This is a genomic window from Amycolatopsis sp. NPDC045836, from assembly GCF_056431745.1.
Genome location: NZ_JBWKKF010000010.1, coordinates 147913 through 167791, shown reverse-complemented (window position 1 = coordinate 167791; position 19879 = coordinate 147913). Strand labels below are relative to the sequence as shown.

Sequence of the window (19879 nt, the reverse complement as noted above, 5' to 3'; positions counted from 1 at the left end):
ACCTCGGGCGGTACCGGTGACCGGGGCCGGCGGTGGCGGCTCGGTGTCCGGCGGTGGCTGGCAGGCCGGTGGCCGGGCGGTGGCTTCGGGTTCCGGGTCCGCGGCGGCGGAGGTCGAGGTGAGCAACGCGGTCACGACGGCCGCGGCGAGCAGCGATCTGGCTGGTTTCACGGCGCCCACCGTGGCGGCAGGCGCGTTGCGGTGGCGCGAACGGCTTTGTTGACACCGTGGTCACCCGCCCCGCCGTCCGGGTGCACGCCGACCGGGCGCCGCGGGAAGCCGGATCGCTACCATCACCGGATGGAGCTGCGGCAGCTGGAGCACTTCCTCGCCGTGGTGCGGCACGGGAGCTTCACCGCCGCCGCGCGGGAGGTGCACATCGTGCAGTCCGCGTTGAGCGCGTCGGTGCGCAAGCTCGAATCCTCGCTCGGCGCGCCGCTGTTCGAACGCACCACGCGGCGGGTCCTGCTGACCGAGGCGGGCCGGGCGCTGCTGCCGGTGGCGCACCGGATCACCGCCGACGTGGGCACCGCACGCGGGGAGGTGGCCGCGGTCGCCGGGCTCTCCGGTGGCCGGGTGGCCATCGGCACCATCCAGACGCTGACCGAAGTGGACCTGCCGGGCGAACTCGGGAAGTTCCGGCGGCGCTACCCCGGGGTGCGCATCCACGTGCGGGACGGGCTGGTGCCCGAACTGGCGCGCGCCGTCACCGAGGGGGAACTGGACCTGGCCTACCTGGCCGCCGAGGGCGAGCTGCCGGGTGAGCTGGTCAGCTTCGCCCGGTGGGAACAGCGCATGGTGCTGCTGACCCACCCCGGGCACCGGCTGGCGCGGCGCCGCCGGGTGCGACTGGCCGAATGCGACGGTGAGCCGTTCGTCAGCTTCACCGGCAGCGGCCTGGAAATGCTCGTCGACCGGGGTTTCGTCGAGGCGGGGGTGCGGTACCAGCGGGTCTGCGAGGCCACGCACATCCCGTTGCTGGTGGAGCTGATCGCGGCCGGGCTGGGCGTGAGCGTGGTGCCCGAGCCGATCGCCGAGCGCAGCGGGCTGCCGCACGCGCGGATCCAGCCGGGCCTGGCCAGGACGATCCACCTGGCGGGCCGGCGGCGCGAGCAGGTCAATCCGGCCGCGCGGGCGCTGCTCCACCAGCTGACCCCTTCGTGACCAGCCACCCGGCCAGCGCCAGCGTCGCCAGTCCCCACAGGGGCGCGTCCGCGAGGCACAGCACGGCCCCGGCGACCGCGAGGCGCACCCCGAACGCCCGCAGCAGCCGGGCCAATTCGGGGGAGGGCGGGTTCACGGGCACGTGCTCCATGGTCGCCACCGCCGCGCCGCCGGTCCAACGCCTGGTTCCGCGGGGATTCAGCACCGGAATCGCTCAATGGGGAATAAACGGTGGACCGGCGCCGGTTGCCCGCCGTATAAACTGCTCTTCGCCGGCCGCATCGTGGCGTGCTGCAAATCCCGACTCCCTGTGAGGTGCTCTTCCGCATGCCCGCCCCCGCGACCGCCACGGCAGGTCCCGACCACGACACGCCGCCACCACCGCGCGCCGGTCTGCTGATCGGCGTGATGGTCACCGCCGCCTTCGTGATGATCCTCAACGAGACGATCCTGAGCGTCGCGCTGCGTGCCCTGACCGTCGACCTCAACGTGTCCACCACCACCGTGCAGTGGCTGACCAGCGGATTCCTGCTGACCATGGCGGTGGTCATCCCGACCACCGGCTTCCTGCTCGAGCGGTTCAGCCCGCGCCGGGTCCTGCTGGCGTCGCTGGTCCTGTTCAGCTCGGGCACGCTGCTCAGCGCGGTGGCCCCCGGTTTCGAGGTGCTGCTGGCCGGGCGGGTGGTGCAGGCCTGCGGCACCGCGGTGATGCTGCCGCTGCTGATGACCTCGGTGATGCGGCTGGTGCCGCCGGAGCGCCGGGGCGCCACCATGGGCACGATCACCATCGTCATCGCCGTCGCGCCCGCCGTCGGGCCGACCGTCGGCGGGGCGGTGCTGTCCTCGCTGGGCTGGCGCTGGATGTTCTGGATCGTGCTGCCGCTGGCGGTGCTGGCCCTGCTCGCCGGGGTGGTCTGGTTCCGCCTCGACGGCCACCCGCGGAAGGTCCCGCTGGACGTGGCGTCGGTGCTGCTGTCCGCGGTCGGGTTCGGCGGGGTGCTCTACGGGCTGGCGTCGTTCGGCGAAGGCGGTGGCGGGCACGCGCTGCCGCCGTGGATCCCGATCACCGCCGGGGTGGTCGCGCTCGTGGTGTTCGCCTGGCGCCAGACCCGGCTGCAGCGCGAGGACCGGCCGCTGCTCGACCTGCGCCCGTTCACCCACCGCAGCTTCGTGGTGGCGCTGCTGCTGACCGCGCTGCTGTTCGTCTGCCTGATCGGCGTGGCCTCGATCATGCTGCCGCTGTACCTGCAGACCGTGCTGCACACCAGCACCTTCGTCAGCGGCCTCGCCGTGCTGCCCGGCGGCCTGGTGCTCGGCCTGCTGGGCCGCCCGGTCGGCGCGTTGTTCGACCGCTACGGCGCCCGCCCGCTGGTGATCCCCGGCGCGGCGGCGATGGCGGCGTCGCTGTGGTTGTTCGCCACCCTCGGCCCGGACACGCCGCTGGCCGTGGTGATCGCCGGCAACGTGCTGCTGATGGGCGGCCTCGGCTTCATGATGACGCCGCTGATGGCCGAGGCGCTCGGGGTGCTGCCGGAACACCTCCACTCCCACGGCAGCGCGATCCTCGCGACGCTGCAGCAGGTCGCCGGTGCTTTCGGCACGGCGGTTTTCGTCAGCGTGGCCACGCTGGGCAGTGCGGTGGGTGCGGCCGGTCCGGATGCGGCCGGGTTGCGCACGGCGTTCGTGGTGGCCGGGGTCGTCGGCGTGCTGGCTCTGGTCACTTCCCTGTTCGTGCGGCGGCGGGGTGCGTTGACCGCCTGAGCCTTTCCGGTCGGCCTGGGCGGCGCTTCGGCGAGGGAGGTGCTGTTGCCGTCCGGGTCCACCGAGTCGGCGTGGCGCACGCCGTTGCCGTAGGTCTCCACCGGTTGGACCGCTCTCGCGGCGAGAACCCATCGGCGGCTTCAGCGGCCCGCGGAACTCCGTGCCCGGCAACAAAGTGAAGCGGCAGGCAAGTCGCGGCGGCTTCGGAATCACCTGCTGAACGGAAGCAGGCGGGTGAAACGCCGGAATCCGGCTTTCCCCGCCCCCTTCAACTTATAGCGGAGTGGGGGGCTTGCGGCAAGGCCGGGGTCCGGCCCCAGAATTGCCCGCGGTAAAACCGGGAACTGGGGAAATGGAGAAACACCAGTGCGTGTGCTGTTGACGACTTGGGGATCGCGCGGGGACGTCGAGCCCGTGTTGGGGCTCGCGGTGGCGTTGCGCGAACTCGGGGCCGAGGCGCGGGTGTGCGCGCCACCGGACGGGGAATTCGTGCGGCTGGCCGAGCGGGCGGGGGTGCCGCTGGTGCCGTTGGGGCCGACGGTGCACTCGGTGGTCGCCGGGCCGAGGCCACCGACGGGCGAGGACGCCTTCCAGCTCGCACCCGCACTGGTCGACGCGCGGTTCGAAACGCTCACCGAGGCGGCCGAAGGCTGTGACGTGGTGGTGGCGAGCGGATTGCTGCCCGCCGGTGCGCGGGACGTGGCCGAAGAACTGGGCTTGCCCTACGTGTACGCGTGTTTCCAGCTCTTCGGCCTGCCTTCACCGCACTTCCGCCCCGGAACGCGGCCGGGCACCCCGTCCGCCGACGGGGAAACCGATCTGCGGGTGCTGTGGCAGCAGGACGCCCAGCGGGTGAACGCCCTGTACGGCGAGGCGCTCAACCGCCACCGGACGGCGATGAACCTGCCGCCGGTGGACAACGTGCGCGATCACGTGTTCACCGACCGGCCGTGGCTGGCGGCGGACGAGACGCTGTGCCCGTCGGAGGGCATGACGAACTACGACCTGGTGCGGACCGGGCCGTGGCTCCTGCCCGACGACCGGCCGCTGGCCCCGGACCTGGTGGCGTTCCTGGACGCCGGTGAACCGCCGGTGTACGCGGGCTTCGGCAGCATGGCCGCGCACGCCCCGAAGGACGTCGCCAGGGTGGCCATCGAGGCGGTGCGCGGGCTGGGCCGCCGCGTGCTGCTCGCCCGCGGCTGGGCCGGACTTTCCTCGATCGACGACGCCGATGACTGCTTCGTCGTCGGTGAGGTCAACCAGCAGGCCCTGTTCCGCCGGGTGGCCGCCGTCGTGCACCACGGTGGCGCGGGCACCACGACCACGGCGGCGCGGGCCGGTGCCCCGCAGGTGGTCGTGCCGCAGATCGCGGACCAGCCGTACTGGGCGTCGCGGGTGGCCGACCTGGGCATCGGTGCCGCTCACGACGGCCCGGCGCCGACCGTCGAGTCGCTGTCCGCCGCGCTCACCACGGCGCTGACCGCCGGAACCCGGGAGCGCGCCGGGGCGGTGGCGGGCAAGGTCCGCGGCGACGGCGCGACGGTGGCCGCGAAGTTGCTCATCGAGATCACCGGGTGAGGTGGCCGGCCGAGCACCGTGCGCTATCCCCGGATCCGGTGACGCATTACCATTCCTTTCTGCCCATTCGGGGTAACTGCGGCGAAACCGGCCCTCGCCGGTGACCGGTCCCGGTGAGGGCGCCCACCACGCTCCGTGTCCGCTCCCCACGGCCACCCACCCCAGGAGCTGACCGAGCGGCGGGCATCCGCCAGCGGTGCGGGCGGTAGGTTGAACCGGACCAGCGGGCTCGGGAGGAACGCATGACGGTGGCTGCCGCGATCACCTTCACCTGGCTCGGCCTGGTGCTCGGCATCTCCTTCCTCGAAGCCCCGCTGAAGTTCCGGGCTCCCGGCATCACGCTGCCGCTGGGCCTGGGCATCGGGCGGCTGGTGTTCGCCGCGCTCAACCGGGTCGAGGTGCTGCTCGCGGCGGCGGTGTGGGCCGCGCTGCTGGCCGGCTCCGGATCGGTGGCGTCGCTGGTGGCCGCCGCCGGGCTCACCCTGGTGCTGCTGATCCAGCTGCTCGCCGTGCGCCCGGTGCTCAACCGCCGGTCGGACCGGGTGCTGGCCGGGGGAGAAGGCCCCCGCAGCCACGCGCACCTGGTCTACATCGCCCTCGAGGTGGTCAAGGTCGCCGGGCTGGTGACGCTGGGCACCCTCGCCCTGTCCGGGTGAACTCAGGCGAGGTCGGCCAGTTCGGGGAACGCCGCCGCGTAGTCGTCGAGCACCCCGGCGGCCGCGGCGACCGAGTCGACCAGGGGGTGTGAGCCCAGCGCCCGCAACGCCGACGCCCGGCTCCGGGTCACCGCCGCTTCCACGGTGGCCCGCTCGACCCCCTTGACCTGCTGCATCAACCCCAGTTCCGCGGCACGCACCGCACCCACCGCCAGCGGCCGCGGCCCGTTGCCGGTCACCGCGCACGGAACCTCGACCACGGCGTCGTCGTCCAGGCCCGGCACCGCACCGCGGTTGCGCACGTTCAGGATCAGCGACGCGTCCCGGTTGCCCGCGATCGCGTTCATCAACCGCAACGCGACCTCCTCGTAGCCGCCGCCCTCGGTGTCGCAGGTGTCGCGCTCCCCGGAACCGGCCACGGCCCGGCCTTCGGCCAGGTAGCTGCGTTCGCGTTCGGCACGGGTTTCCTGCCAGCGCTTCAGCGCCGACCCCGGCTCACGGGTCGCGTCGGCGTAGAAGGCGCTTTGCTGCTCCCGCAGGAATTCGCCGCGGGTGCTTTCCTGCCTTCCCATCTGTGCCAGCGTTTCCCTGGCGAAGTAGTAGTAGTGCAGGTACTCGTTGGGCACCGCACCGAGCGTTCGCAGCCACCGCGCGCCGAAGAGCTTGCCCTCCTCGAACGAGGTCAGCGCGGGGGAGTCGAACAGCCGTGGCAGCACGTCCCGGCCGTCGACGAGCACCCGCCGCAGCCAGCCGAGGTGGTTGAGCCCCACGTAGTCGAACGAAGCCCGCGAAGCGTCGACGCCCAGCGCGTTGGCCACCCGGCGGCACAGCCCGACCGGGGAGTCGCAGATGCCGACCACCCGGTCACCCAGCACCGCGGACATCGCCTCGGTGACCACCCCGGCCGGATTGGTGAAGTTGATGACCCACGCGCCGGGCGCCCGTTCGGCCACGGTCCTGGCGATGTCCAGCGCCACCGGCACGGTCCGCAGCGCGTAGCAGATCCCGCCCGGCCCGACGGTTTCCTGACCGGGCAGCCCGTGCCGCAGCGGAATCCGCTCGTCCGCGGCGCGCCCCTCCAGCCCGCCGACGCGGATCGCGGAGAACACGAAGTCCACATCGGACACTGCTTCGGCCAGCGAAGTGGTGGTGGTCAGCCGTGGCCGCCACGGCGCGCCCGCCGCCTGCTGGCCGAGCACGGCACCGATGGCGGCGAGCCGGTCCGGCCGCACGTCGTGCAGCACCAGCTCGTCGACCAGGTGCCCGGGATCGGCCAGCAGGGCGGCGTGCACCAGCGGCACCCGGAACCCGCCGCCGCCGAGGATCGCCAGCCTCATACCTCGCGCACCTCCACACCCGCGTCCCGCATCACGGCGAGCGTCTCCGGGCTCGCCCCCGCGTTGGTCACCAGCACGTCGATCTCGGCCGGCCCGCACACCCGCGCCATCCCGGTGCCGGGGAACTTCTGCGCCTCCACCAGCAGCACCACCTGCTCGGCGGCGGCCAGCATGGCGCGCTTGCCCGGCACCTCGACCACCGTGTCGTCCATCAGCGACCCGTCCCGGCCGACCCCGGAGGCGGAGACGAACAGCCGGTCGGCGCGCACCTGCCGCAGCGCGTCCTCGGTGAGGAAGCCGACCATCGACCGGTAGTTGCGCCGCACCAGCCCGCCCAGCAGCAGCAGTTCGATCGCGTGGTCGTCGGCGAATTCGTGGTAGACCGCCAGGTTGCTGGTGACCACGGTGATCCGCCGCCCGTGCAGGTGCTTGGCCAGCTGGTGCACGGTGGTGCCGATGTCGAGCAGCAGCACCTCGCCGTCGCGCACCAGTTCCGCCGCACCCGCCGCGATCGCCGCCTTGCCGTCCTGCCCGGTGCCCGCGACGTAGTCGAACGGCAGTTCGGCCGCCGGGTTGAGCACCGCCCCGCCGTGCACCCGGGAGAGCACCCCGTCGCGCTCCAGCGAGATCAGGTCGCGCCGGATGGTGGCGGCGCTGGTCTGCAGCTGCTCGGCGAGCGCGGAGATCGTGGCCGACCCGTCCCGGGTCAGGCACCGCACGATCTCGGAGTACCGGCGCTGAGGAAGCACGAACAGGACATTATCAATCATTCTCGTGCACCGGCAGTGCGCAGTAGTTGTCAGTTGGCTGCAAAAGGGTGCAGACTGCCGGAACTGGCGCGAAGGAGGCTCGGCGGTGGCTCCCGGGAACGACGACGGTTTGGTCGGGGAAGTGAAGATCGATCTCGACGCCGGGGCGAGAACGGCCGCGGACGATCCGCCGAGGCTGGACATCCTGCTCTCCGGCACGGTGTTCCTCGACATCATCTTCACCGGCCTCGCCGAACTGCCCGAACCGGGCACCGAGGTGTGGGCGACCGGCCTCGGCTCCAGCCCCGGCGGCATCGCGAACCTGGCCGTGGCGCTGTCGCGGCTGCAGGTGCGCACCGGCCTGGCCGCGGCGTTCGGCGAGGACGCCTACGGCGACTTCTGCTGGGACGTGCTGGCCAACCAGGAGGGCGTGGACCTGTCGCACTCGCGCCGGTTCTACGGCTGGCACTCCCCGCTGACCGTGTCGATGGCGGTGGAGAAGGACCGCAGCATGGTCACCCACGGGCACCCCGCCCCGATCAGCGCCGACGAACTGCTCAACCCGCCCCCGCCCACCCGCGCCTGCTTCGTCCACGTCGACCTGCACGACGACGCCTGGGTCCGCACCGCCAAGCGCAACGGCGCCCTGCTGTTCGCCGACGTCGGCTGGGACTCCACGCAGCGCTGGGAACCGGCGATGCTGCGCCAGCTGCTCGACGGCTACGACGTGGTGCTGCCCAACAGCGTCGAAGCCACCCGCTACACCCGCACCGACGACGTGCGCACCGCGGCGGCCAAGCTCGCCGAGATCGTGCCTGCCGTGGTGGTCACCCGGGGCTCCAAGGGGGCCTACGCCGTCGACTCGGCCACCGGGGAGGAAGCCGACGTCGGCGGGCTCAACGTGGCGGCGCTGGACCCGACCGGCGCCGGTGACGTGTTCGGCGCCGGGTTCGTGCTCGGCACGCTGGCCGGCTGGCCGCTGGCCGACCGGGTGCACTTCGCCAACCTGTGCGCCGCGCTCTCGGTTCAGCACTTCGGCGGTTCCCAGTCCGCCCCCGGCTGGGGTGACATCGCCGCGTGGTGGCGGCTGGTCGGCCGCCGCGACGAGCGCGACCTGCGCGGCTACGCCTTCCTCAACGAGCTGCTGCCCGACCGGGGCGACACCCAGGTGCGCCGGGCCAGCGCCACGATCGGATTGCGAGGCATATCGTGAAACGCCGTTCCCCCGCCGCCCGCGGTCTCGCGACCGTCGGCACCGCGCTGCTCGCCCTGGCCGCCTGCACCCCCGGCGGTTCGGCCGACCGGCCCGCCGACCGGCCGGCCGGGGAGATCCGCACCGACGCCGCCGCACTGGGCGAGGTCACCCTCACCGTCTGGGACCAGGAGACCCGGGCCGGGCAGGAGGAGCAGATCACCCGGCTCAACGAGCAGTTCCAGCGCACCTATCCGAACATCAGGATCAACCGGGTGGCGCGGTCCTTCGACGACCTGCGCAACACCGTGAAGCTGGGGCTGACCGGCAACGAGGCACCCGACGTCGCGCAGGTCAACAACGGCAAGCAGGACATGGGCGCGTTCGTCAAGGCCGGGCTGCTGGTGCCGCTGGACGGGTACGCCCAGGCGTACGGCTGGGCCAGCCGCTACCCCGAACCGGTGCGCCGCCTGGCGTCCTATCCGGACGGTGGGGACACCCTCGGCGAGGGCAAGCTGTACGGCGTACCGCAGACCGGCGAGCTGGTCGGCATCTTCTACAACAAGACCAAGCTCGCGGAGCTGGGGCTGACCCCGCCCGCGGACTGGGCCGCCTTCGACGCGGCGCTGGCCACGGCCAAGGGCGCCGGGCAGCTGCCCATCCAGTTCGGCAACCTGGAGAAGAGCGCCGGGCCGTACCTGTTCGGCCTGGCCATGCACCGGCACTCCGAACCCGCCGCGGAAACCGCGCTGGCCACCGGGCGGCCGGAGGCCAGCTGGCCGACCGACGCGAACCGCGCGGCGGCGCGGCAGGTGCGCGACTGGGCGGACCAGGGCTATCTCACCCCGGGCTTCGCCGGGCTCAAGAACGACGATTCGTGGGCCGACTTCGCCAAGGGTGAAGGCGTTTTCCACCTCAACGGCACCTGGCTCACGCCGGACCTCAAGGCCGCGATGGGGGATTCGGTCGGCTTCCTGCGCCCGCCGGGTGGTTCGATCACCGGCGGCACCGGCCTGCCGTGGGCGATCAGCAGCAAGAGCAAGAACCCCGACGCGGCCGCCGCCTACCTGAACTTCATCACCTCACCCGAGGCGATGAAGGTGCTCGGCGAAACGGCGAACCTGCCGGTGCTCGACGCCGGGCAGCAACCCGCCACCGGGCTGCAGAAGGAAGTGCTCGACGCCTGGCAGGCCGCCTCGACCTCACCCGGTCTGGTGCCCTACCTCGACTACGCCACGCCGAACGCCTACGAGGTGGTCAGCGGCGCGGTGGAGCAGCTGCTCAGCGGCGCGGCCGACCCGGAGGAGTTCCTCGGCACCCTGCAGGCCGACCTGGATGCGAGCCGTGGTGGCCGGTGAACCCCGGCGGGCCGGCTACCTCTACGTGCTGCCCGCGCTGGCGGTGTACGGGCTGTTCCTGCTGTTCCCGTTGCTGCACAGCGGCTGGCTCTCGCTGTTCGACTGGGACGGGCTGAGCCCGGGCACCTGGACCGGCCTGGACAACTACGTCGAACTGGCCACCGAGGAAGGCGCGGCGGCCGCCTTCGGCCACGTGGCGGTGCTGGTGCTGTTCTTCGCTGTGCTGCCGGTGGGCATCGGGCTGGTGCTGGCCACCGCGCTGCACCGGACGCGGGTGCGCGGGCTGCCCTTCTTCCGCACCGCGTTGTTCCTGCCGCAGGTGGTGGCCATGGTGGTGGTCGCGGTGGCGTGGCAGCGGATCTTCGCACCGGACGGGGTGCTCAACACCCTGCTCGGCACCCCGGGGCGGGCGTGGCTCGGTGACGAGAGCACCGCGCTGCTCGCGGTCGGCGTGGTCGGCACCTGGGTGCAGACGGGGCTGGCGATGGTGCTGTTCCTCGGCGGCATCGGCAAGATCTCCGGTGACCTGTTCGACGCGGTCCGGGTGGACGGGGCCGGGCCGGTGCGGGAGTTCCGCACGGTGATCCTGCCGTCGCTGCGCCCGGAGATCGGCGTGGCGCTGACGCTGACCGTGATCGCCGCCCTGCGCACCTTCGACCTGGTGTACATGATGACCCCGCAGGGCGGCCCGGGCGGCTCGACCACCGTGCCCGCCTACGAGATCTACCAGCGCGCCTTCCACGGCGGCCAGGTCGGCTCGGCCGCGGCCATGGGGGTGGCGATCACCCTGCTCGCCTTCGCCGTCACCTTCGTGATCACCCGGATCTCGGGCGGGGAGCGCCGATGAGGGCCTCCGCCGCCGAACGGATCGGCACCTACCTCGTCCTCGGCGTGTTCACCGTGTTCGCGCTGTACCCGGTGGTGGCCATCCTGGTGACCGCGCTGCGGTCGGAGGTCGCCGGGCAGGGCGGCATCCACTGGGAGAACCTCGCCGAGGCGTGGAGCCAGGCCCGTTTCGGCAGCTACCTGCTCAACAGCGTGGTGGTGGCGGTCTGCGTGGTCGCGTTGTCGCTGCTGCTGTCGATCCTGGCCGCCTACGCCTTCGGCACCATGCGGTTCCGCGGCAGCGGCCTGCTGTTCTACCTGCTGCTGCTCGGGATCACCGTGCCTGCCGAGTCGGTGGTGGTGCCGCTGTACTTCGACCTGCGCGACCTCGGGCTGACCGACACCTACGCGTCGCTGGTCTTCCCCCAGGTGGCGCAGTCGGTGGCGTTCGGCGTGTTCTGGCTGCGCACCTACTTCCGCTCGGTCTCACGCGGTGTGGTCGAGGCCGCGCGGCTCGACGGTGCCGGGCACTGGCAGACGCTGTGGCGGATCCTGGTGCCGATGGGCCGTCCGGCGCTGGTCACCCTCGCGGTGCTGGTGTTCATGTGGACCTGGAACGAGTTCCTGCTGGCCAGGGTGATGGTCACCAGTGAAGACCTGCGGACCGCGCCGCTGGGACTGCAGTTCTTCTCCGGTCCGGCGACGACCACGGTGCCGTTGCTGGCGGCGGCCTCGGTACTGGTGGCCCTGCCGGTGGTCGTGCTGTATTTGTTCCTGCAGCGGCATTTCATCCGGGGCATGGTGGACGGTTCGGTGAAGGGCTGACACTCGGGAGGCGTGGTGCGCGCACTGGTGGCCGGGGTGCTGGGGGTTCTCGTGGCGGGCCTGGTCCAGCCGACCGCGGCGGCGGACCCGCCGCGGGCCGACCTGGACGTGCTGTTCGTCGGCGCCCATCCCGACGACGAAGCCTCGACGTTGTCCACCATCGGGCAGCTGGGGTTGACCGCCGGGGTGGTGACGGTGACCCGGGGGGAGGGCGGCGGCAACGCCGTCGGCCCGGAGGAGGGGCCCGCACTCGGGCTGCTGCGTGAAGCCGAGGAACGCCGGGCCGTCGGGCGGGCCGGGGTCACCGACGTGTTCAACCTCGATCGCGCCGACTTCTACTACACGGTCAGCTCACCGCTGACCGAGCAGGCGTGGGGGCACGAGTCGACGCTGGAGAAGCTGGTGCGGGTGGTGCGCCAGACGCGGCCGGAACTGGTCTTCACCATGAACCCGGCGCCGTCGCCGGGCAATCACGGCAACCACCAGTACGCCGCCCGGCTGGCCTTCGAGGCCTACACCGCGGCCGCCGACCCGGCGCGGTTCCCGGCGGCCGGACAGCCGTGGGCGGTGGCGAAGTTGTTCACCACCGGCCTGGCGGGCACCGCGGACACCGGGCCGGACTGCGAATCGGCGTTCACCCCCGCCGAGCCCGCCGACCGGGTGTGGGGCGTGTGGGCCGGGAACCCCGGGCCGGGTGGCAAGACCTGGGCGCAGATCGAGCGCGAGGCGCAGCGGGAGTACGCCAGCCAGGGCTGGGCGGGCTTCCCGGACGCGCCGGCCGATCCCCGGCAGATCGGCTGCGACTACTTCACCCAGGTGGCCGCCAGGGTGCCGTACCGCCCCGAAACCCGTGGGATACGAGGACTGCTGGACGGCGCGGTGCCGATGGGCCCGGCGCTGACCGCCACGGCCGACCGCTACCGGGTCACCCCGGGTGAACGGGTGCGCATCGACGTGCGGTCCTCGGCGCCCGGTGCGGTCGAACTGACCGCGCCCGAGGGCTGGGCCGTGCACGACCGCACGGTGACCGTGCCCGCCGATGCCGAGCCCGGCAAGGTCCGCATCGGCGCCGTCCTGCCCACCGGGGACAGCACGGAGGCGATCGTCGAGGTGGTCCCGCCGGTGGCCGCCGCACCGGAGCCGCTGCCGCAGGTGGCCCAGTACGACGCCTGGGCACGGGAAACCGGCTTCCCCGACCGGGCAGGCGAGGTGCTGCCGGTGCTGACCGTGCCGTCCGGTGGCACCCGGGACATTTCCGTGACCGTGCGCAACGAAAGCCCGGTGCCGCAGCACGGCACGGTGGCGCTGGCGCTGCCCGCCGGGTTCACCGGCGGTGAGGCGCAGCCGTACCCGGAACTCGCGCCGGGTGCCGCGCACCAGGTGAAATTCGGCGTCCGCAACACCGACGCGTCCCTGCCGCCCGGAAAGGACCACCCGTACCAGCTCGTCACCTCGCAGGGGACCACCACGGCCGCGCTGGAAGTGGTGCCGTCCACGGTGATCCCGGAGGCGCAGGCCGCGCCCGTGGTCGACGGCGCGGCGGGTTCGGGGGAGTACCCCGGTGACACGCTGGACACCTCGGCGCGCTGGGAAGGCGAGAACTGCACCTCGGCAGCGGACTGCTCCGGGAGCGCGCGGTTGTCCTGGCACGACGACACGCTGTACGCACTGGTCGACGTCACCGACGACGTGGTGGGCACGAAGCTGCCTGCCTCGGACTGCAAGCGGCACTGGCGGACCGACTCGGTGGAACTGACCTTCGATCCGCGGGGCCGATCGGAGAACACCTCCACCACCTACAAACTGGCGGTCCTTCCGTCCACAGCGGACGGTGGCCCGTGTGCGTTCCGGGACGCCGACAACGCCCAGGGGCCGGCGCCGGGTGTCGAGGTGGCCGCTTCGCCGCGTGAAGGCGGCTACACCGTCGAGGTCGCCGTGCCGATGGAGCGGTTGCCGGGTGCGGTGGACCCCGCCGCGCTGGGCGTGAACGTGCTGGTCTACGACTCGGACACGCAGGACAAAACGGGACAGACGCGGATCGGCTGGTCGACCTGGGGCGGGGTGCAGGGCGACCCGTACCGCTGGGGCCGGGCCACCGTGGCCGGTTACACCCCGCCACCCGACCGGCCGATCGACCCGCCGGAACCGGTGCTGCCGCTGGAGGCACTGGCTTCGGTGGACTCCCCGCAGACCCTGGAGCAGTCGATCCGGCTGGGCCTGCCGCCGGGCGCCGCGGCCCCGGCCCGCCCGGTCCACGTCCGCGGCGGCTGGCTCTACGCCGCTGAACCGGGCACGGCCTCGGTCTTCGCCGCCGACGGACGGCACGTGGTACCGGTGGCACCCGGCCGTACTCGGCTGCCGGACGGGCCGGTGCTGCTGGGCTTCACCAACACCCGAGGCGGCACAGCCGCGGCAGCGGGTGGGTGAGGTGGCCTCGCCGCCGGGCTGATCGGCACGGCCGGGTCGGTGGTCGCCACTGGCATGATCGTCACGTGCGGGTGTCGAGGATGGTGGCGGTTCTGGTGCTGGTGGTGGCGGCCTGCTGGGCCGCCTACGCGTGGATCTCCGCCGAATTGCAGGAAGACAAGGATCAGCGCGACGTGCACGACCTCACCGCCCCGCTGCCCTGGCCCCGGCACGAACTCCTGGTGCCGGACGCAGCCGGGAGCGACGCGCTGGGCTCGGCGAACTCGCAGGAGTTCGGCGTCGGCTTCCGGCTCGGCGGCGATCCGGCGCACGGGCCCGTGGTCCAGTTCACCATCACCCAGCCGTTGCCCGATGACACCACGGAGGACGTCATCTGGTGCGGCACCATCGCCAGGACGTGCACCGACCTCGGTGGTGGCCTGACCGAGGTCGTCGTCCGCGACACCGACAACAGCGACCCGGGCCTCGAGGTCCACCGCGACCTCGGCGACCGGGTGCTCAGCGTGCGCAGCGGCGACCTGACCGACACCGCCCGGCTGCGCGAGATCCTCGACCACCTGCACCAGCCCACCGACGCCGAACTCCTGGACCTGCTGCGCCACGACGGCTACCAGACCGACTGGTCCTGACCGCGCCACCGCAGGGCGAGCTGCGTGCGGCTCGCGCAGCCGGTGACCGCCAGCTCGGCCACCGCCACCTGCCGCGGTGACAGCCCGGGTCGCGGTTCGGCGGTGTGCGGACCTTCGATCCTCGGGTGTGGCCGGGACCGGGACCCGGTCCGGCCCCTGCGGCACGCCACCGACCGCGCTCAGGCCGTCTCCGCGCTGGACGGTGACGCGACCGCCGTCGCGCTCTCGTTCCGGAGGTGCTTCGTGGCTGGAAACCGGCGCCGGTCCGGTGAAAGCGGGAGTCTGCGTGCTACCGTCCCGTGGCTGATCACCCTGGTTTCAGAGGGAGCTTGATGAATATGGCTGTCCACAGCCTGCTTCGGCCTGCCCTCATCCGGTCCGCCTGACCGGATTCCCATTTCTTGTGAAAACCAGGAGACAACCATGTCTTTTTCGCTCAACAGCACCGATTTGACCACCGAACGCCTCGTGCTGCGGTTGTGGGCACCGGCCGCGGTCACCGCCGTGCTGGACGGCACCCGGCTCCCGGGCTGGGCCGGGGACTTCCCCGCCGAGGGCGACCACGTCATCGCGGGCCTGTTCGAGGCGAACCCGGCCTGGCTGGGCCAGTACGGGCACCGCCTGGTCGTCGAGCGCGCCACTGGCCTGGTGGCCGGGTCCATCGGCCTGTTCTGGCCGCCGAGCGACGGCGCGGTCGAGATCGGCTACGGCATCGTGCCGTCGCGGCGGGGCCGGGGTTATGCCGCCGAGGCCACCCGTGTGCTGACGGAGTTCGCGCTCGGCGCACCCGAGGTCCACACCGTGCGCGCGGACGTGGAGCTGTCGAACCCGCCGTCGATCCGGGTGCTGGAGAAGGCCGGGTTCGAGCGGTGCGGCGTCGACGCCGAAGAGGGTACCGCCCGCTACGGCGTCACACGCCGGTAATCACCCCGCCCTGGGCGGCGCTCACCGAGTGCCGTCCCGGGCGTCACCGCGACAGTCCTGGCCGCCGGTCGCCGAAGGCGTGGTTGTGCTCGGACAGCCACTTGTCCCTGGTGCGGCTCAGATCCAGCTCGCCGGTGGGCCCCAGTGGCCTGCCGCGTTCGTCGATCAGCGTGCTGCCGCCCGTCCAGGCGACCCCGCGTTCCACGCCGGTGCGGTCGCAGATGGCGAAGCAGAGGCGGTTGGTGCGGGCGGCGGCCATGGCGATCACCGTTTCCGGTGGGTGCCCGCCGATCGGCTCGACCAGCGGCCAGTTGACCGGGGCGGCGACCAGTTCGGCGCCGCGTTCGGCGAGGTCCCTGGTCACCTCCGGGAACTCCAGGTCGTAGCAGATGAGCACGCCGATCCGGCCGTGTCCGGTGTGGACGATCGGCGGCGCGGCGGCTCCGGGGGTGAACAACAGCTTCTCGCGGTCCCACAGGTGGGTCTTCCGGTAGACGGCCCGCACGCCGGAGCCGTCGACCAGGGCCGCGCTGTTGTAGAGGTGCCCGTCGGCACCCAGTTCGGCGAAGCCGCCGATGACCACCGCCGAACCGGCCGCGGCGGCCCATCCGGCGAACAGCGGGTCATCGGCGGCGACACCGGCGGCCCGTGCCTCGGCCACGTCGGTGAAGGCGTAACCGCAGGTGGCCAGTTCGGGGAGCACCACCACCTGCGCGCCTTCCGCCACCGCGGTGCCGATGGCGGCCAGCACGCGCCGCCGGTTGCCCTCGGGCTCGCCGATGACCGGAGCCACCGGGACGCAGTGCACGACCGTCACGTCAGCCGCGGTGGCGGGTCGTCACGCAGCAGCTGGGCCAGCACGTCGAACTCGTTGAACAGGTTCCACTCCTCGACGATGCGGCCGTTGACCAGGTACAGCTGGGTGATGCCCCACAGGTGGGCACGGCGGCCGGTCGGCTTGCCGTACAGGCCGTACCCGCGGTGCGTGCCGGTGCCGGACCAGCGCGCGGACACGCTGAACCCGTCGGCCGGATTGCCCTGCCAGTACACCTCGTCCACCCGCACCCCGAGATCGGGGAAGGTGGCCAGCAGGTTGCGGGCCTGGGCCCGCACGTCACCCCGGCCGTAACCGGTGCGGTCGGAGGTGCCGTGCCAGCGCACCGCCGGGTCGTAGGCCCGGTCGATGGCGGTCAGGTCGCGGCGGTTGTAGGTGTCGTGGAACAACGCCCGCACCAGGTGGTCGATGTCCGCCGGGTCCGCCGCCGGGTAGAGCGCGGGCTTGCGGCCGCCGGTGAGCCGGTCGGGTTCGGTGTGCACGCGCTCGGTGAGCGGGACGAACGCGGTGTCGTTGCCGAACGCCCGCGCGGCGGCGACCACGTCGAGCCCCATCTGCTGCAGCTTCGAGGTCAGGTTGTAGAGCACCCACTCCTCGTAGATCTCGTTCTCGCGGACCACGCAGTTGGCGATCACCCAGGTGTGCAGCCGCTTGCCGGTGGGCGGGCTCCACCGCCACGGCCCGGTGTGGTGGCCGATGTTGATCGCGCGGTGCGAGGTGACGAAGCCTTCGTCCTCGTTGCCCGCCCAGATCACGTCGTCGGCGTAGTGGCGGCAGTCGGGGAAGGCGTTGATGCTCTGCATCGTGCCGCTGACCAGCTGCTCCACCCCGAAGGCGTACCCGCTGTCGTCGTAGAGGCGGCAGCCGGGGCTGTAGGTGTCGTAGATGTAGCCCACGTCCTGGTCTTCCCAGATGCGGTGGGTGATCCGGACGATGTAGTCGACGATGTCGGTGTAGGTGTCCTCGAACCCGCGCATCGGCTGGCGCCGCGTGCCCGGTGTGACGTTGGGCGCGTCGGCGCCGCAACCGGGGCGCAGCGAGATGGTGAAGTCGGTGGGCATGGTGCGCTTGCCCGGCGCCATCGCGCCACCCGGACTGCCCGTGCCGGTGGGTTTCTCGCGGTTCTCTTCGGTCATTTTCCCTCCTGGTGCGCGCCGAGGCGCAGGGTCGCGGTGGCCCGGTGCGCGGCCATGCCCTCGTAGCTGGAGATCACGTCCACCGCACCGGCCAGTTCCCGCGTGGCTTCCCGGTCGACCCGCTGGTAGGTCAGCGGCTTGAGGAACCGGGACACCGACAGCCCGGCGCTGTGCTTGGCGCCGCCGGCGGTGGGCAGCACGTGGTTCGTGCCCGCCATGCCCTTGTCCGAGTAGGCCACCGTGCTCCAGCGGCCGATGAACAGCGAGCCGTAGTTGCGCAGGGTGCTCAGGTAGTAGTCGTCGTCGGCGGTCTGCAGTTCGAGGTGCTCCGGGGCCAGGTCGTCCATCAGCCGCGCGGCGGTGGCCTGGTCGGCCGCCCACAGCACCGAACCGTGGTCGCGCCAGGCCGGTCCGGCGATTTCGGCCGTCGGCAGGTCCTTGAGCTGGCGCTCGGCCTCTTCGATCACCGCTTCACCGAGCCGCCGCGAGGTGGTGACCAGTGCGGCGGGGGAGTCGGTGCCGTGCTCGGCCTGGCCGAGCAGGTCGGCGGCCACCAGCACCGGATCGGCGCTGTCGTCGGCCAGCACGGCCACCTCCGACGGCCCGGCGAGCAGGTCGATCGCCACCTTGCCGAACAGCTGCCGCTTGGCCTCGGCCACGTAGGCGTTGCCCGCGCCGACGAGCATGTCCACCGGGGCGTCGCCGAGCAGGCCGAACGCCAGCGCGGCCAGCGCCTGGACGCCGCCGAGCACGAACACCCGATCGGCGCCGGAGAGCCGGGCGGCGTGCAGGACCGCCGGGTCGGGGCCGCCGCCACGGCTGGGCGGGGTGCAGGCCAGCACGGTCGGCACGCCGGCCACCTTGGCCACGCCCACCGTCATGAACGCGCCGGCGAGCAGCGGGAAGCGCCCGGCGGGCAGGTAGGCGCCGACGCTGCCGACCGGCACGTACCGCACGCCGGTGACCAGCCCGGGGGCCAGCCGGGTCTCGAAGTCGGTGAGCCGGGAGCGCTGCTCGCGGGCGAACGCGGCCGTGCGCTCGGCACCCAGGCTCAGCGCGTCCCGCAGCTCGGCGGACAGGCCGCGGGCGGCGCGGTCGAGGTCGGCGGTGGTGAGTTCGACGCTGTCGCCCTCGGTGCCGTCGAGTTCGGCCGCGTACCGCAGCACGGCGTCCATGCCACCGCGTTCGATCTCGCTCAGCATGGCCGAAACGCGCTCGACCACCGCCGGGTCGCGCTGGGCGGGCGGTTTGTCCACAGCGGACTTGAGCACGTGGTACGAGCCGCTGAGCTGGGCCGGAGTGGAAGGACTCAGTCGCATGCGGCGAACGTAAGCGAGATTCGAGCACAGGACAAGGCCGGTGGATCCCGTGCTTGCTATAGGGTTTCCCTATGACTCTGCGTCAGCTGCGGGCGTTCCTGGCCGCCGCCCGCCTCGGTTCGTTCAGCGCGGCGGCGCGGTCGCTGGGGGTGGCGCAGGCGTCGGTCTCGGAGCTGATCCGGAAACTGGAGGACGAGCACGGCGCGGCGGTGTTCAGCCGGGGGCCCCGGCGGCTGGTGCTGACCGCGGCGGGCACGGCGCTGCTGCCGTTCGCCGAGCAGGCGGTGGCCGCGGCTGACGGCGGGGTGCAGGCGTTGCGGTCGGTGCGGTCGCTGCAGGGTGGGGTGGCCACCTTCGGGCTGCTGCGCAACGCGGCGTACTACCTGCTGTCGGATCTGGCGCAGCAGTTCCACTCGCGTTATCCGGACGTGCGCATCCGGCTGATCGGGCTGAACTCGGTGGAGGTGGCCGCGGCGGTGTCGGCGGGCACGGTGGAGGCCGGGCTGGTGGTGCTGCCGGTGGAGCACGACGACCTGGTGGTCACGCCGCTGCTGCGGGACGAGGTGCTCTACGCCAGCGCGGACCCGGCACGCGCGGCCGAGCCGATGACCATCCAGCGCCTGGCCGAAGCCCGCCTGATCCTCTACGACGCCCACTACGGCTGGAAGGACCCGACCCGGCGGCAGCTGGCCGAGCGCGCGCAGCTGGCCGGGGTGCGGCTGGCACCGTGGATCGAGGTGGAGCACGTGGAACCGGCGCTGTCGCTGACCGCCAGGGGAGTCGGCGACACCATCGTCTCGAGGGCGGTGGCCACCAGCTCCAACTGCCCGGCGGGGGTGCACACGGTGCCCTTCGCCGAGCCCCTCTACGACACCATCGCCCTGGTCCGGCGGCGGGCTGAGGTGCTGTCGCCGGCCAGCCGGGAGTTGGCCGGGCTGGCGCAGCAGATGCTGCTGGACCAGTGTTGAGGCGCTGGTTGGTGGGTGGTGTGGTGTTGGGCGGTTTGGCGGGCGGGGGTGTGGTGCGGGGCGAGTCGTGGGTTGGCTGGGCTGGTGCAGCGGGTGTTGTTGGACCAGTGTTGAGGCGCTGGTTGGTGGGTGGTGTGGTGTTGGGCGGTTTGGCGGGCGGGGGTGTGGTGCGGGGCGAGTCGTGGGTTGGCTGGGC

19 protein-coding genes are annotated in these 19879 nt (G+C 72.5%); 13 read left to right on the top strand and 6 right to left on the bottom strand.

Annotated features, from left to right (window positions below; genetic code table 11):
• Window positions 1-16 precede the first annotated feature (16 nt).
• A complete protein-coding gene (locus AC07EG_RS20940; RefSeq protein WP_478254807.1) occupies window positions 17-223 on the top strand; it encodes a hypothetical protein in 207 nt (68 codons plus the stop codon).
• 77 nt (window positions 224-300) lie between these two features.
• Entirely contained in the window at window positions 301-1164 is an 864-nt protein-coding gene (locus AC07EG_RS20935; protein WP_478254806.1) for a LysR family transcriptional regulator, read from the top strand.
• Here AC07EG_RS20935 and AC07EG_RS20930 read toward each other — a convergent pair.
• A complete protein-coding gene (locus AC07EG_RS20930) occupies window positions 1118-1315 on the bottom strand; it encodes a hypothetical protein (RefSeq protein ID WP_478254805.1) in 198 nt (65 codons plus the stop codon). The two genes, AC07EG_RS20935 and AC07EG_RS20930, sit on opposite strands and share 47 nt — an antisense overlap.
• 176 nt (window positions 1316-1491) lie before the next feature.
• On the opposite strand from AC07EG_RS20930, the gene AC07EG_RS20925 reads away from it, so the two are divergent.
• The 3 genes from AC07EG_RS20925 (at window position 1492) to AC07EG_RS20915 (ending at window position 5159) form a co-directional block, all read left to right on the top strand.
• Window positions 1492-2925, top strand: a complete 1434-nt coding sequence (locus AC07EG_RS20925; RefSeq protein ID WP_478254804.1) for a DHA2 family efflux MFS transporter permease subunit — start codon at window positions 1492-1494, stop codon at window positions 2923-2925.
• A 417-nt stretch (window positions 2926-3342) separates the two neighbouring features.
• Window positions 3343-4503, top strand: coding sequence for a glycosyltransferase (locus tag AC07EG_RS20920; protein WP_478254957.1), 1161 nt, complete (start codon window positions 3343-3345; stop codon window positions 4501-4503).
• Window positions 4504-4745: 242 nt separating this feature from the next.
• Window positions 4746-5159, top strand: a complete 414-nt coding sequence (locus AC07EG_RS20915) for a hypothetical protein (protein ID WP_478254803.1) — start codon at window positions 4746-4748, stop codon at window positions 5157-5159.
• 2 nt (window positions 5160-5161) lie between these two features.
• On the opposite strand, the gene AC07EG_RS20910 is transcribed toward AC07EG_RS20915, so the two are convergent.
• Window positions 5162-6496, bottom strand: a complete 1335-nt coding sequence (locus AC07EG_RS20910; protein ID WP_478254802.1) for a 6-phospho-beta-glucosidase — start codon at window positions 6494-6496, stop codon at window positions 5162-5164.
• Window positions 6493-7245, bottom strand: coding sequence for a DeoR/GlpR family DNA-binding transcription regulator (locus tag AC07EG_RS20905; RefSeq protein ID WP_478254801.1), 753 nt, complete (start codon window positions 7243-7245; stop codon window positions 6493-6495). Before AC07EG_RS20905 ends, AC07EG_RS20910 begins: the two co-directional genes overlap by 4 nt.
• Window positions 7246-7351: 106 nt before the next feature.
• Here AC07EG_RS20905 and AC07EG_RS20900 point away from each other — a divergent pair, with 106 nt between their 5' ends.
• The 7 genes from AC07EG_RS20900 to AC07EG_RS20870 all read left to right on the top strand — a co-directional run bounded on the left by AC07EG_RS20900 (window position 7352) and on the right by AC07EG_RS20870 (window position 15425).
• Window positions 7352-8458, top strand: coding sequence for a carbohydrate kinase family protein (locus AC07EG_RS20900; protein ID WP_478254800.1), 1107 nt, complete (start codon window positions 7352-7354; stop codon window positions 8456-8458).
• Complete coding sequence (locus AC07EG_RS20895; RefSeq protein WP_478254799.1) at window positions 8455-9795, top strand: extracellular solute-binding protein; 1341 nt, start codon at window positions 8455-8457, stop codon at window positions 9793-9795. Before AC07EG_RS20900 ends, AC07EG_RS20895 begins: the two co-directional genes overlap by 4 nt.
• On the top strand, window positions 9773-10642 hold the full coding sequence (locus AC07EG_RS20890) for a carbohydrate ABC transporter permease (protein WP_478254798.1): 870 nt from the start codon (window positions 9773-9775) through the stop codon (window positions 10640-10642). The genes AC07EG_RS20895 and AC07EG_RS20890 overlap by 23 nt, the downstream gene beginning before the upstream one ends.
• The gene (locus AC07EG_RS20885; RefSeq protein WP_478254797.1) at window positions 10639-11445 is read left to right on the top strand and encodes a carbohydrate ABC transporter permease; all 807 of its coding nucleotides are present in this window, start codon (window positions 10639-10641) and stop codon (window positions 11443-11445) included. Before AC07EG_RS20890 ends, AC07EG_RS20885 begins: the two co-directional genes overlap by 4 nt.
• 15 nt (window positions 11446-11460) lie before the next feature.
• On the top strand, window positions 11461-13872 hold the full coding sequence (locus tag AC07EG_RS20880) for a sugar-binding protein (protein WP_478254796.1): 2412 nt from the start codon (window positions 11461-11463) through the stop codon (window positions 13870-13872).
• A gap of 80 nt (window positions 13873-13952) precedes the next feature.
• Window positions 13953-14501, top strand: coding sequence for a hypothetical protein (locus AC07EG_RS20875; protein ID WP_478254795.1), 549 nt, complete (start codon window positions 13953-13955; stop codon window positions 14499-14501).
• Between the two features lie 423 nt (window positions 14502-14924).
• On the top strand, window positions 14925-15425 hold the full coding sequence (locus AC07EG_RS20870) for a GNAT family N-acetyltransferase (RefSeq protein ID WP_478254794.1): 501 nt from the start codon (window positions 14925-14927) through the stop codon (window positions 15423-15425).
• Between the two features lie 43 nt (window positions 15426-15468).
• Here AC07EG_RS20870 and AC07EG_RS20865 read toward each other — a convergent pair whose 3' ends face one another.
• The 3 genes from AC07EG_RS20865 to hisD are packed head-to-tail and all read right to left on the bottom strand — an operon-like array spanning window position 15469 to window position 18715.
• Complete coding sequence (locus tag AC07EG_RS20865) at window positions 15469-16242, bottom strand: nitrilase-related carbon-nitrogen hydrolase (RefSeq protein WP_478254793.1); 774 nt, start codon at window positions 16240-16242, stop codon at window positions 15469-15471.
• Window positions 16239-17396 carry an ester cyclase gene (locus AC07EG_RS20860; RefSeq protein ID WP_478254792.1) on the bottom strand — a complete coding sequence of 386 codons (1158 nt, stop codon included), beginning with the start codon at window positions 17394-17396 and terminating at the stop codon, window positions 16239-16241. The genes AC07EG_RS20865 and AC07EG_RS20860 overlap by 4 nt, the downstream gene beginning before the upstream one ends.
• Window positions 17393-18715, bottom strand: coding sequence for a histidinol dehydrogenase (gene hisD / locus AC07EG_RS20855; RefSeq protein ID WP_478254791.1), 1323 nt, complete (start codon window positions 18713-18715; stop codon window positions 17393-17395). Before hisD ends, AC07EG_RS20860 begins: the two co-directional genes overlap by 4 nt.
• 71 nt (window positions 18716-18786) lie before the next feature.
• On the opposite strand from hisD, the gene AC07EG_RS20850 reads away from it, so the two are divergent.
• Window positions 18787-19683 carry a LysR family transcriptional regulator gene (locus AC07EG_RS20850; protein WP_478254790.1) on the top strand — a complete coding sequence of 299 codons (897 nt, stop codon included), beginning with the start codon at window positions 18787-18789 and terminating at the stop codon, window positions 19681-19683.
• Window positions 19684-19879: the final 196 nt, after the last annotated feature.

Coding starts and splice junctions, on each gene's coding strand:
- AC07EG_RS20875 (WP_478254795.1), top strand. CDS start 13,953: ATGGTGGCGGTTCTGGTGCTGGTGGTGGCGGCCTGCTGGGCCGCCTAC.
- AC07EG_RS20910 (WP_478254802.1), bottom strand. CDS start 6,496: ATGAGGCTGGCGATCCTCGGCGGCGGCGGGTTCCGGGTGCCGCTGGTG.
- AC07EG_RS20930 (WP_478254805.1), bottom strand. CDS start 1,315: ATGGAGCACGTGCCCGTGAACCCGCCCTCCCCCGAATTGGCCCGGCTG.
- AC07EG_RS20925 (WP_478254804.1), top strand. CDS start 1,492: ATGCCCGCCCCCGCGACCGCCACGGCAGGTCCCGACCACGACACGCCG.
- AC07EG_RS20890 (WP_478254798.1), top strand. CDS start 9,773: ATGCGAGCCGTGGTGGCCGGTGAACCCCGGCGGGCCGGCTACCTCTAC.
- AC07EG_RS20850 (WP_478254790.1), top strand. CDS start 18,787: ATGACTCTGCGTCAGCTGCGGGCGTTCCTGGCCGCCGCCCGCCTCGGT.
- AC07EG_RS20885 (WP_478254797.1), top strand. CDS start 10,639: ATGAGGGCCTCCGCCGCCGAACGGATCGGCACCTACCTCGTCCTCGGC.
- hisD (WP_478254791.1), bottom strand. CDS start 18,715: ATGCGACTGAGTCCTTCCACTCCGGCCCAGCTCAGCGGCTCGTACCAC.
- AC07EG_RS20860 (WP_478254792.1), bottom strand. CDS start 17,396: ATGACCGAAGAGAACCGCGAGAAACCCACCGGCACGGGCAGTCCGGGT.
- AC07EG_RS20935 (WP_478254806.1), top strand. CDS start 301: ATGGAGCTGCGGCAGCTGGAGCACTTCCTCGCCGTGGTGCGGCACGGG.
- AC07EG_RS20870 (WP_478254794.1), top strand. CDS start 14,925: ATGTCTTTTTCGCTCAACAGCACCGATTTGACCACCGAACGCCTCGTG.
- AC07EG_RS20915 (WP_478254803.1), top strand. CDS start 4,746: ATGACGGTGGCTGCCGCGATCACCTTCACCTGGCTCGGCCTGGTGCTC.